Below are 12,911 nucleotides of genomic sequence, written 5' to 3'. Positions count from 1 at the left end.
TTAGGCACGCCGCCAGCGTTCATCCTGAGCCAGGATCAAACTCTCCAATAAAGTTAGTTTGTCTAGCATCTAAAATAAAAATTGACGTTTCACGTTGTTTGTTTCGTTCAGTTTTCAAAGAACTCATTTGCCGCTCATTTGCGACTCCCTTATGTTAACATCTTCATTTTTCGATGTCAACTAAGTTTTTTAATTTATTTTTCGCTTTCTGCTGTCTCGCATCAGCGACGGTTATTAATATATCATGCAGATTATATATGGTCAATACTTTTTATAAAAAATTTCACATCCCGTTTATTTCTTTTCCCATTACACATTTTCCATCACACTCCTTTCTTTTAAACCAAAAATTCTAAATTGTGTGTTATATTGTTGCTATAGGAGCGTGATGGGAATGGGAATTAAATATTCGAACAAAATCAATAAAATTCGAACCTTCGCATTAAGTTTAGTCTTTATCGGTCTTTTTATTGCATACTTAGGTGTATTTTTCCGCGAAAATATTATTATGATGACCATTTTTATGATGGTTGGCTTTTTAGCAGTTATCGCTAGCACCGTCGTTTACTTTTGGATTGGTATGTTATCTACAAAAACCGTGCAAATCATGTGCCCAAGTTGTAATAAACCGACAAAGATGCTCGGACGAGTAGACGCATGTATGCACTGCAATCAACCCTTAACGCTTGATCGTACGCTAGAAGGAAAAGAATTTGACGAGAAGTATAATAAAAAAAACTATAAAGCATAAACCTGATTATATAAGAAAGAAAGAGGTCAACATCGGTGTTGACCTCTTTCTTTCTTATATATTACGCCTTATGACACTCTGGACAGACGCCATAAATCTCTAGACGATGACTATTAATAACGAAGCCTGTTGTTTTTGCAGCTTCATATTCAAGTTCTTCCAAACCTCCATAAGGGAAATCAACAATTTTGCCACACTTTTCACAGATCACGTGGTAATGCTGACTTGTAACATAATCAAATCTACTTGAAGCATCTCCATAAGTTAGTTCCTTTACAAGCCCTACTTCTTTAAATACACGTAAGTTATTATAGACCGTTGCAACACTCATATTCGGAAACTTACCTTCTAACGCTTTATAAATTTCATCCGCTGTTGGGTGCGTCATAGATTCCACAAGGTACTCTAAAATAGCATGACGCTGTGGAGTAATGCGTACACCCGTATTTTTCAGCATTTCTAGCGCTTCTTTTAATTCTTCTTTGACCACCGTCATGCACCCCGATTCTATACGGATTATTATTTTATAATTCTTATAAAGAGTGTACTCCTTTTCTTATCAATCGTCAAATATTTCTACTATAACTATGTGGTTTATTTTTCACCTAACCTTTAACCTTATTCTTATGTATGTTTGTCCTATCTTTATACATTTTCATAAAAAAAGTGCGAAATAATCGCACTTGGAATACTATCATCTGAGGAGGTATGCCCTACCTTTTTAATATATGAAGCATCAGCAAAAGGGTATAGACATATGCCTCATAGTACTAATTTTATTTCTTTCTTCTGCAGAACCTTATTTCAAATGTGAAAGGATATCTTCAATATGCCCTTTCACATTTACTTTTCGCCATTCTTTTACTAATTCTCCATCTTTATTAATAAGAAACGTAGATCTTTCAATCCCCATATACTCTTTTCCAAAATTCTTTTTCAACTTCCATACACCATATAGTTCCGTCACTTTATGATCTTCATCCACTAAAAGGGTGAATGGCAAATCATGCTTTTCAATAAATTTCAAATGTCTATTCGCTGAATCTGGACTTACGCCAAGTATGACCGTATCTTTTTCTTGGAATAATCCGTATGCATCACGGAAATCACATGCTTCTGTTGTACACCCTGGTGTCATATCTTTCGGATAAAAATATAGTACTACATTTTTCCCGTGAAAATCCGATAATTTAATCTGCTCCCCGTTACTTCCTTCTAGTGCGAAATCCGGTGCTATTTCTCCTACTGCGACCATCTTTATCACTCCTTATCTTTTTCTTCCACTATAACAAATGTTATCTTATTTTTCATTGTCTATCACGGTCCGAACTACGAACGCAAACGGTAAAGTATATCCAATCAGTGCTTCAATAATTGCAATTAAGCGGCCCATTCCAATAGGAGTTACATCACCATATCCAACTGATAATAAAGTAACCGCACTAAAATATAAACATACTTCTACTAGTTGTAAAGAATGGACATTTAAACTTTCTCCCTCTTCTCTTAAAACGGCAAATCCACTTTCCTCTAATACAACGTAACTTAATCCAAATGCGATAAGTACTGTTGTATAAATTAGAAATAGTGAAGTTAGATTATACAAAGAAAAGAAACGCTTCGAATCTGAATATGAACTCCATAACATTTGAATACTTCTTAACACAGCAACCGCTGCAATTAATAAAATAAGTCCCCACAACATGTCCTCCACCTCATCTTATATGTATGAGGACACGAAATGATTTATCCCATAGAAACCAAGCTCTATTTAGTTGCCGGCACCGTGGTATCTTTTCACACCTTGATTCCACAACATAATTGCAATTGTAAAACAAATTACCCCAACAATCGGCGTCATAAATGCATAACCGTTCCATTCTGTCTTTCTCAGAAAATACGCTGCCGGATATACACCAACAAACGCAAATGGTAATACAAAGGTTAGAATAAAACGAATGACACGGTTATAAATATTTACAGGATATCGTCCGTAATTCCCGATGTTATACATAAGCGGCATAATAGAGCTTTTTGCATCTGACCAAAAGCCGATACTTGCAAGCGTCACAAATATTCCACCATAGACAAGAGCTCCTCCTGCTACCATGAATAAGAAAAGAAACAAATCATACCAATAAAAGGATAAGTGCAGTTGTACTGCTGCATACCCCATAACAATTATTCCAGTCACTGCACCAATTAAGGACTCCAGTTCCATTCGTTCTAATATAATTTGAAACAAGCTATGAATTGGTCTTGTTAAAACGCGATCCATTTCCCCCTTAATAATATACCTATCATTAAAATCCCATATATTAAAGAAAGCAGAAAAAATCGCAAACGGAACTAAGAAAAAACCATAAATGAAAATCACTTCTTCTCGGTTCCATCCTTTTAATGCTTGCGTATGTCCAAAAACAACAAGAATAAAAATTAAATTAACAGCTTGTAATAGTAAATCAGATAATAATCCAACGATAAAATCACCACGATACTCGAGTTTCGTTTTTATATATTGACTTGCGTATTGCAAAAACAACTTTATATACAGCATCTCATCATCCCCCTTGTACAATTAGGCGTTTTCTCGCCGTTTTCCACATCAGCACAATTGGAACAATAAGTATAACTGCCCAAATCATTTGAAATAATACAGCCTGGTACAACTTACTTCCCTGTATTCCCTCAGAGAAAATCATACTCGGAATATAACTGATTGCTTGAAATGGTAAAAATACCATTGCTTTTTGTGCCCATAAAGGATAAAAGCTAATAGGTAGTAATAAACCTGAAAACAAATCAATAACAACACGTTTGGCATACATGATTCCACTATTATTAAATAAGAAAAAAGTAAGCATGCCTGTCAGTAAGTTAATCTGTGTATTAATAATAAAACTAAATATTAATGATAGGAAAAACCATAACCACGTTTGAAAATTCGTTGTAATTTGTAATGAGAATAACAGCGTAACGATAACCATGCCTGGGATAGAAAAGAATGCAAAACGGAAAATCCCCTCTCCAAGACCTTGCATTACTTTCATTCCTAAATAATTATATGGACGAATTAATTCAACAGCTACACGGCCTTCCTGAATTTCCATCGCGATTTCTCTGTCAATATTATTAAAATAAAAAGCACGGGCCATCCATGCGATAGCAATATAGGTTGTCATTTGGGAAATTGATAAACTTTCGATATTCTCTTTCCCACTATAGATGGCCTGCCATAAAAAGTAATACGCTCCGATGTTAATCGTATAAATTAAAATGCCGCTATAGTAATTCGTTCGATAAGCAAGCATCATTAAAAAGCGAACACGAATCATTTCAATATACTTACCCATGAATCATACCCTCTTCGTAAATATTACGAATAATTTCTTCTGTCGACACTTCATTAATTTTTAAATCTTTAATTTGATACACTTGAATCACTTTGGAAATAAGCATAGAAATCATAACTTCTTCATTCGGTATTTTCGCAATCCAAGTATATTCTTCTTTCCCTTGTGACCAAACGACATGATTGTCTGGCATTAACATTGATAATTGTTGATATGAAACTGGTGCAGTAAATTGAAAATGTATTTCTTTTTCTGCCCCCCACTGTGAACGAAGTTTTTCTAATGATCCGTCATACATAATGTTTCCTTCATCCAGCATAATGACACGTTCACATAAAGCTTCAATATCCGTAATATCATGCGTCGTTAATAAAATTGTCGTTTTATACCGTTCATTCATTTCCTTTAAAAATTCCCGGATTTTTAATTTTACGAGAACGTCTAAACCAATCGTTGGCTCATCTAAAAATAAGAGCGGCGGGTTATGAATTAACGCTGCTGCTAATTCACAACGCATACGCTGACCAAGTGATAATTTACGCACTGGTTTATCTAGCAACGGTCCAATATCTAATGTTTCAATGACATGCTCCATATGTTCCTTATACTGCCTATCCGATACACCATAAACCTTCTTTAATAAACGAAATGATTCTTGTACTGCAATATCCCACCAAAGCTGCGAACGCTGACCAAAGACGACACCAATCGTTCTTACAAATTCTTCTCGCTCTTTATGTGGATTCATACCATTCACTGTAATTTGTCCAGACGTTGGTGTTAAAATTCCAGTTAGCATTTTAATGGTTGTTGATTTCCCAGCACCATTTTCACCAATATAACCAACCATTTCGCCTTGTTTTACAGTAAAAGATATATCATTTACTGCTGGTACTATTTTATAATTGCGATTTAATAAATCGCGAAACGCCCCTTTTAAACCAGAGCGGCTTGAGTACGCTGTAAATTCTTTACGTAATCCTTGTACTTCAATTACCGATTTCATAATCGGCCTCCCTTCCTCGATACCACAACGAATAGTTTACCCAACTGCCATTCCTATCACAAACAATACGTCTTTTTGAAAAACATGTTAAAATAATACATAGATTTTTGTAAGGAGATGAATTGTAGTGAATTTCACAAAATCAGAAGCATTACATAAAGAAGCATTAGAACATATCGTTGGTGGTGTTAACAGCCCTTCTCGTTCTTTTAAAGCAGTTGGCGGTGGATCACCTGTTGCAATGGAACGCGGAAAAGGTGCTTATTTTTGGGATGTAGATGGTAACAAATATATCGATTATTTAGCAGCATACGGTCCAATCATAACAGGGCACGCTCATCCTCACGTAACAGAAGCAATTAAAATAGCAGCTGAAAATGGAGTGTTATATGGAACACCGACAGCTCTAGAAGTAAAATTTGCAAAAATGTTAAAAGAAGCAATGCCTGCTTTAGATAAAGTTCGTTTCGTAAACTCCGGTACGGAATCTGTTATGACAACAATTCGCGTTGCTCGTGCCTATACAGGTCGCACAAAAATTATGAAGTTTGCTGGTTGCTACCACGGTCATTCAGACTTAGTTCTTGTAGCAGCTGGGTCCGGCCCTTCTACTCTTGGTACTCCTGATTCTGCCGGTGTACCAAAAAGTATTGCAGAAGAAGTTATTACTGTTCCATTTAATAATGTAGAAACATTAAAAGAGGCACTCGATAAATGGGGACATGAAGTAGCTGCTATTCTTGTAGAACCAATCGTTGGGAACTTCGGAATTGTTGAACCTAAACCTGGCTTCTTAGAAAAAGTAAATGAGCTTGTTCACGAAGCTGGCGCACTTGTTATTTATGATGAAGTAATCACAGCATTCCGCTTTATGTACGGAGGTGCTCAAGATTTACTTGGTGTAACACCGGATTTAACAGCACTCGGTAAAGTAATTGGCGGCGGTCTCCCAATTGGTGCATATGGTGGTAAGAAAGAAATTATGGAACAAGTCGCACCACTAGGCCCTGCTTACCAAGCGGGTACAATGGCTGGAAATCCAGCTTCTATGGCAGCTGGTATCGCATGCCTAGAGGTACTAAAACAAGAAGGCGTCTACGAAAAACTAGATGAACTTGGAGCAATGCTTGAAAAAGGTATTTTAGAACAAGCTACAAAACATAATATCGATATTACAATAAATCGCCTAAAAGGTGCGTTAACCGTATACTTCACAACAGATACAATTGAAGATTATGACGCTGCTCAAAATACAGATGGAGAAATGTTCGGTAAATTCTTCAAACTTATGCTTAATGAAGGAATTAACTTAGCTCCTTCTAAATATGAAGCGTGGTTCTTAACAACAGAACATACAAAAGAAGATATCCAATATACAATCGAAGCTGTCGGTAAGGCATTTGCCGTCTTAACAAATGCATAAGAAAATACAGGTTCAAAAGAAAAAAATAGAGAGCGATCTCTATTTTTTTCTTTTTTCTATTTCATAAATCGCACATCAATAGTATAATTATTCATAATTATCTGTTTTATTTACACATTTATATTCATTGCCTGTTTCCTATAAAGAAGCGCATGAATATAAATCAGATTATTCAAAACTTTACAATAGAGGGGGGATTGACGAGTGCCTAACAATACAAATAAATGGACACCGTCTTTATTTCGAAATTACGAAAACGCAGAACACGATGCGTGTGGAATCGTTTCCGTTATGGAAAAACATAATATACCAACAAAAGAAAACATCGACCTTTGTATACAATCACTTGTAAAAATGAACCACCGCGCCGGTTTTATTAACGGTGAAGGCGATGGTATTGGTGTTCATATTGACTTACCGAAAGCCCTTTGGAAAGAAAAAATGAAAAATATCGGATACAATCCAGCGATTGTGGATCATCCCCACTTTATCGTTGGACATTTTTTTCTAAACAAAAAAGAAAATCTTATTCTCTTAAAAAACAGTATTCGTAATAAATTCAACACCCAACATTTCACTGTTATTTTTGAAAGTGATGATGTGGTAAACGCTGATGCTCTCGGCCCTATTGGTAAACAAGAAGAGCCTTTATTTTGGCAAATTGCTATGCTTTCGGAAACAAAGGTCGAAAACATCGATCAAGTACTATTCTCTTTAACAATTGATATCGAGGAACATACAGCAATTCATGTTGCATCATTAAGTCACGACCATGTCGTATATAAAGTCCTCGGTGCTGGCGATACACTCGTTGCCTACTATGACGATTTACAACATCCACTTATTGCATCAACGATGACCCTTGGCCATAATCGCTATTCTACAAATACATTATCTAATTTTTTTCGCGTCCAACCATTTAGCATCCTTGGACATAATGGTGAAATTAATACAATTTCCAAGTTACGTGACCAAGCCGAAATGATTGATGTACCGCTTACTGCTGGAGGCAGTGATTCTCAAGATTTAAACCGCACCTTAGAAACACTTCTCGTTCACTACAACTATAGTCTATTTGAAGCAATGGATATATTATTCCCTCCAATTATTAACGAAATTAAATTATACGAAACACATATACAAGATTTATATACGTATATTCGTGAAGCATGGGGCCACTTCGCTCAAGGACCAGCTGGCATTATTTCGCGCTATAAAGATGAAGCAGTTTTTAGTGTAGATTCCCTTGGTTTAAGGCCCGTTTGGAAAGTAGAAACAGAAAGTTCCTATGTCTTCTCTTCTGAACCAGGTGTTGTAGCACCAGCTGAATACGTAGCAGAACCAAAGTCGCTTGCTCCTGGAGAAAAAGTAGGATTAAAGTGGAATAGACATGGTGACCTCGTTCTCTATGAATATGAAGCATATCAAAAAGAAGTCTACAAACGAATGAAGCAACGCATTAATTTTTCAAATTATCATTTCAACTTATCTACTCCAATTGGAGAAAAGATTAAAGAATTATCTAATCTCTCTCAAGTTGAAACAGAGCAATATGTAGCTTTCGGCTGGGATCGTGAACATATCCAGCTTCTTGAGCAAATGGCAACAAAAGGCGTTGAACCGATTCGTTCACTTGGCCATGACGCTCCTCTCGCTGCACTTGATCCAGACAGACGAAACATCTCTGATTTTATAAAAGAGAGCGTTGCTGTTGTTACAAATCCAGCAATTGACCGAGACAGAGAAGTTGAACATTTCTCTACACGCACAGTACTCGGAGAACGTCCTAGCTTATTTAGTAGTGCGCAGCAACCCTTCGTTACCGAACTTTTGTCGCCAATTATATTAGAAGGTAATTTAGCACAATTGGTATCTGAAGATTCAGAAATACTCTCATATGAACAACTTATAAATTTATTTGCAACTCATAGTACAGTTTACAAATTATCTGTTACCTTTCAATCCTCAGAAACTTTACACGATGCATTAAATCGAATTAGTGCCGAAGCAACAGCAGCTATAAACAAAGGGACTTCTCTATTATTACTTGATGATGCAAAAGCTCATCAAAATGAACACTTATGGATTGATCCTCATTTGATTACAGCTAAAGTACACCAAGAACTAACTACGCACAAATTACGTCGAAAATGCTCCATCGTTGTAAGATCTGGCGCTCTTCGTTCTTTACACGATATTGTCACACTATATGGGTTAGGTGCAGATGTTATTAATCCATATTTAATGTTTGCAACCGTAAATGATGGGACGACGATACCAATTTCTAATTTATATACAGCACTAAACAAAGGGCTTGAAAAAGTCATTTCAACTATCGGTATCCATGAACTACGCGGTTATGGCCGTCTCTTCTCTTCAATTGGTTTACACGAAGAAATTGCAAACATATTACAAATTACAAACTTTTTAGGATCACACACTGTAGCCTTTTCACTTGAATCTTTAGCAGAAGATGCAAAAGCCAGAGCACTTGATTATAGCAATCCAAAGGTTAGAATGCGAAAAACATTCCATATATTCCCCCGCATTTGGAAAGCAATTGGTGATGTGGCAAAAGGGGATACTTACGATAATTATCGCGAAAAATTAGCGGAAGTAGAAAATAAAAATCCAATCGCTATTCGGCACCTTGTCCAAACAAAAGAAAAAGAGCAGCCAGTGCCAACTGAGCACGTTTCAATTGCCGTCAAAAATCATGACTTACCATTTATTATTAGTTCCATGTCATTTGGCTCTCAAAATGAAATTGCATTCCGTGCCTATGCAGAAGCAGCAGATCGTCTCAATATGATCAGTTTAAACGGTGAAGGTGGAGAAATTAAAGATATGATTGGTAAGTACCCACATACACGTGGTCAACAAATCGCATCAGGGCGTTTTGGGGTAAATGCCGAACTGTTAAACTCATCTAATCTAATTGAAATCAAGATTGGGCAAGGAGCAAAACCTGGTGAAGGCGGACATTTACCAGGTTCAAAAGTCACTTCTAAAATTGCAGAGGCGCGTAACGCAACAATTGGTTCAGACTTGATTTCTCCATCTAATAACCATGATATTTACTCAATTGAAGACTTAGCACAAATGATTACCGAAATAAAAACAGCCAATCACCTCGCCAAAGTCGCCGTCAAAGTTCCAGTTGTCCCTAACATCGGCACAATCGCTGTAGGAATCGCCAAGGCTGGTGCTGATTTTATTAATATTAGCGGATTCGATGGCGGTACGGGGGCTGCACGTATTCACGCCCTGCAGCATGTCGGTCTTCCAGTTGAGATTGGAGTAAAATCCGCTCACAATGCTTTATTAGAGGCAAATATGAGACATAATATAGAAATTTGGGCAGATGGTGGTATTCGTAGTGTAAATGATGCCCTTAAAATTATGCTACTTGGAGCAAATCGGATTGGCTTTGGTACTTTATCTATGATTGCCATTGGCTGTACAACGTGCCGAGGCTGTCACTTAGATACATGCCATGTTGGGATTGCAACACAAATTGAATCAGAAGCACAAGCAAAAGAACATGGACTACGCCGTTTTATCCCGCGCCAATTTGAACATGCTGTAGCAGGTTTATTGCACCTATTTACTACTTTTGGAACCGAGCTTAAACGTTTAACTGGTAGGCTAGGTTATACAAACTTACAAGAAATTGTTGGATGTTCTGATTTACTAGAACAAATACGCGGCACAGAATTATTAGATTTACAACATTTATTACAAACATTAGATAGTTCGTCTCTGTCCATAACAGAATCTGCACAACAACGAGATTCTGTAACAATTGATTCTTTCCAATCAAAAGAACTAGTCGGTGTTGGAGTAGATCAACGTGTAATGGGTGGCTTAGAGTCATGTTACCGAGTTCGCAGTAAATTATATGAAAACAATACACTTACACCAATTACATTAAAATATACAAATGGTTCTGTTCCTGGAAACGGCCTAGGTGCCTACAATAGCGAAAACTTATTTATTCACGTAAATGGTGGTGCACAAGATGGCATCGGAAAAACATCATTCGGTGGCGGCATCTATATCACAAAAGCCAAAGGAAAAGATGGAACATATTATAACGGTTCTGCCGGCAAAGGATTTGGATACGGTGCACAAAAAGGAACTTTATATGTGCAAGGTAATGCTGATGCCCGCGCTGGCATTCGCTTATCTGGAGCAGACATGATTATCGGCGGAAGGCTTACAAAACCCCTTCGAGAAAAAGAACATGGAAATCTCGGTATTCATGCAAATATTAAAGGCTTCGCTTTTGAATATATGACAAATGGCCGTGCTCTCGTGCTTGGTGATCCTGGTCCCTGGATTTGTGCAGGCATGACTGGCGGTGTCGTTTACTTACGTCATCAACCTGAACTCGGTTTAACAGAATTGGCTCTGCGAAGAAGAATTGCAAAAGGAGCCACTGTAACATTGCGTCCACTTAGTAAAAATGGAAAATCAGACATTACAGAATTATTATTGGACTACATTCGCGTATTAAATGAGCATGAACAATATGAAGAAGTTGCTCTCTTAACACCATTATTAGAGGATATTCAGCTTCACTTTTATGAAGTTATCCCCAAAAAAGAGCAAGCAGACCCATCTATTTCAACTGAATGATCCAAACCAATTTTTATCCCGCTATTTGTGGGCAACCCGGTTCGTGAAAGCTAATAATCAGTGGAGGATGAAGCCCCCCCGCTGATTAAACTTGCACTTTATTTACTGAAAATTGACGAAATGAACATCACATAGTAAGCTATAGTAACAATTTGAAACCTGCTGAACTTCAGCAGGTTTTTTCACTAAATATATAGGTTCAAAAAACAGGCTATCTTTACCGGATTTTTTGAACATCCTTAACATACAAGTTCAAAAAGGAGGATAAAGAGAGCCGAGCAGATCGAGGCACGACAGCCAGGAGGATACGGAGTGTAGCTTATACTACATGAGTACCGGACTGGCGACGTAACGAAGATATGCGAAGGCTATCTTTACCGGACTTTTTGAACATCTACTAAAATATCACTTGCTAACATATTCTAATGAATGTATAGTATCATGTTGTACATTCATTATGACAAGAGAGAAAGGATATTAAAAAGGGTATGAAACTTGGTGCTCGCATTTTAAAAACGGGTATTGCCATTACATTAGCTTTATTTGCTTGTACTTTACTTCAACTACCGAGCCCTGTATTCGCAGGGATTTCAGCAATTTTTGCTGTCCAACCCTCTGTATACCGCTCGTATTTGACAGCACTCGAACAAATTCAAGCAAACGTAATTGGTGCGATATTCGCTATCGGATTTGCATTTGCTTTTGGACACAATCCTTTTATCATTGGATTAACTTGTATATTAGTTATTGCACTTACTCTACAATTGCGTTTAGAAAATACAATATCCATTGCTTTAGTAACGGTTATTGCAATTATGGAATATCAAGGAGAAAATTTCTTTGATTTCGCTCTACTTCGATTCGCAACGATTATGGTTGGGATTATTGCAGCTTCACTTGTAAACTTAATGTTTATGCCACCAAAATACGAAACAAAATTGTATCATCGTATCGTTGATGATACAGAAGAAATTATAAAATGGATTCGTATGAATAGCAGGCAAGCTTCTGATTTTACAACACTGAAAACAGATATTGATCGTATGAAAGAGAAAATGATTAAATTAAATCATTACTACTTACTTTATAAAGAAGAAAGAAGCTATACGAAAAAAGTACGATTCGCAAAAATTCGTAAGCTCGTCTTATTTAGACAAATGTTAGCTACAACCAGCCGGGCGTTAAGTACATTAAAAGCATTGCATCGCACGGAAAATGAATTGAGATATATGCCTGAATCATTTCAAGAATCCATTCAAAATGAATTAGATTCGTTAACATACTATCATGAACAAGTTTTATTAAAATTTATTGGTAAAGCGAAAAAACAACAGTCTGTTGAAATGCTTGATGAAGTCGAAACTGGCAAGCAGGAATTAATTGACATATTTATGGATTATCAAAATAAGGATGATGAAGAATCATATAAAATATGGTTACATCTCTTCCCTCTTATTTCGTCCATTATCAATTACAGTGAAGAAGTTGAGCATCTCGATTTACTTGTAGATAGTTTTTATACGTATCACAAACCAGAAAACGAACTACAAATCGATGAGAAAAAAGAAGATGAATAAAGAAACAGGAGCTAGGGGGCTCCTGTTTTTTGTCGTTTTTTGTTGGTTAGTCGATATCCTTTGTCGAATCGCTGATATATCGTGAGAAACGATCGATATATTTGAAAAATCGCTGATAAAGTGAAACTTTAATCAGTGGGGGCTTCATCCCCACTGATTA

Annotated in this window: 10 protein-coding genes; 4 read left to right on the top strand and 6 right to left on the bottom strand. The window is 36.7% G+C overall.

Annotated features, from left to right (window positions below):
- Positions 1-394 precede the first annotated feature (394 nt).
- A complete protein-coding gene (locus tag ACX5JI_RS17125) occupies positions 395-751 on the top strand; it encodes a YgzB family protein (protein ID WP_459502234.1) in 357 nt (118 codons plus the stop codon).
- 61 nt (positions 752-812) lie between these two features.
- Here ACX5JI_RS17125 and perR read toward each other — a convergent pair whose 3' ends face one another.
- The 6 genes from perR to ACX5JI_RS17095 all read right to left on the bottom strand — a co-directional run bounded on the left by perR (position 813) and on the right by ACX5JI_RS17095 (position 5,110).
- Positions 813-1,241 (bottom strand): peroxide-responsive transcriptional repressor PerR, encoded by a 429-nt coding sequence (gene perR / locus ACX5JI_RS17120; protein ID WP_459502233.1) that lies wholly within the window; start codon positions 1,239-1,241, stop codon positions 813-815.
- Between the two features lie 309 nt (positions 1,242-1,550).
- A complete protein-coding gene (gene bcp / locus ACX5JI_RS17115) occupies positions 1,551-2,006 on the bottom strand; it encodes a thioredoxin-dependent thiol peroxidase (RefSeq protein WP_459502232.1) in 456 nt (151 codons plus the stop codon).
- A 45-nt stretch (positions 2,007-2,051) separates the two neighbouring features.
- Entirely contained in the window at positions 2,052-2,456 is a 405-nt protein-coding gene (locus ACX5JI_RS17110) for a potassium channel family protein (RefSeq protein ID WP_459502231.1), read from the bottom strand.
- A gap of 66 nt (positions 2,457-2,522) precedes the next feature.
- Positions 2,523-3,308 carry an ABC transporter permease gene (locus ACX5JI_RS17105; RefSeq protein WP_459502230.1) on the bottom strand — a complete coding sequence of 262 codons (786 nt, stop codon included), beginning with the start codon at positions 3,306-3,308 and terminating at the stop codon, positions 2,523-2,525.
- A gap of 4 nt (positions 3,309-3,312) precedes the next feature.
- Positions 3,313-4,104 (bottom strand): ABC transporter permease, encoded by a 792-nt coding sequence (locus ACX5JI_RS17100; RefSeq protein ID WP_459502229.1) that lies wholly within the window; start codon positions 4,102-4,104, stop codon positions 3,313-3,315.
- On the bottom strand, positions 4,097-5,110 hold the full coding sequence (locus ACX5JI_RS17095; protein WP_459502228.1) for an ABC transporter ATP-binding protein: 1,014 nt from the start codon (positions 5,108-5,110) through the stop codon (positions 4,097-4,099). Before ACX5JI_RS17095 ends, ACX5JI_RS17100 begins: the two co-directional genes overlap by 8 nt.
- Before the next feature lie 127 nt (positions 5,111-5,237).
- Here ACX5JI_RS17095 and hemL point away from each other — a divergent pair, with 127 nt between their 5' ends.
- The 3 genes from hemL to ACX5JI_RS17080 all read left to right on the top strand — a co-directional run bounded on the left by hemL (position 5,238) and on the right by ACX5JI_RS17080 (position 12,751).
- Positions 5,238-6,533 carry a glutamate-1-semialdehyde-2,1-aminomutase gene (gene hemL / locus ACX5JI_RS17090; RefSeq protein WP_459502227.1) on the top strand — a complete coding sequence of 432 codons (1,296 nt, stop codon included), beginning with the start codon at positions 5,238-5,240 and terminating at the stop codon, positions 6,531-6,533.
- A gap of 204 nt (positions 6,534-6,737) precedes the next feature.
- Complete coding sequence (locus ACX5JI_RS17085; RefSeq protein ID WP_459502226.1) at positions 6,738-11,174, top strand: glutamate synthase-related protein; 4,437 nt, start codon at positions 6,738-6,740, stop codon at positions 11,172-11,174.
- A gap of 488 nt (positions 11,175-11,662) precedes the next feature.
- A complete protein-coding gene (locus ACX5JI_RS17080) occupies positions 11,663-12,751 on the top strand; it encodes an aromatic acid exporter family protein (RefSeq protein ID WP_459502225.1) in 1,089 nt (362 codons plus the stop codon).
- The last annotated feature ends 160 nt before the right edge of the window (positions 12,752-12,911 follow it).

Source organism: Bacillus sp. C1, from assembly GCF_054570475.1.
Note: the sequence above shows the minus strand (reverse complement) of the source record. Positions and strands in the feature narration are given on the sequence as shown.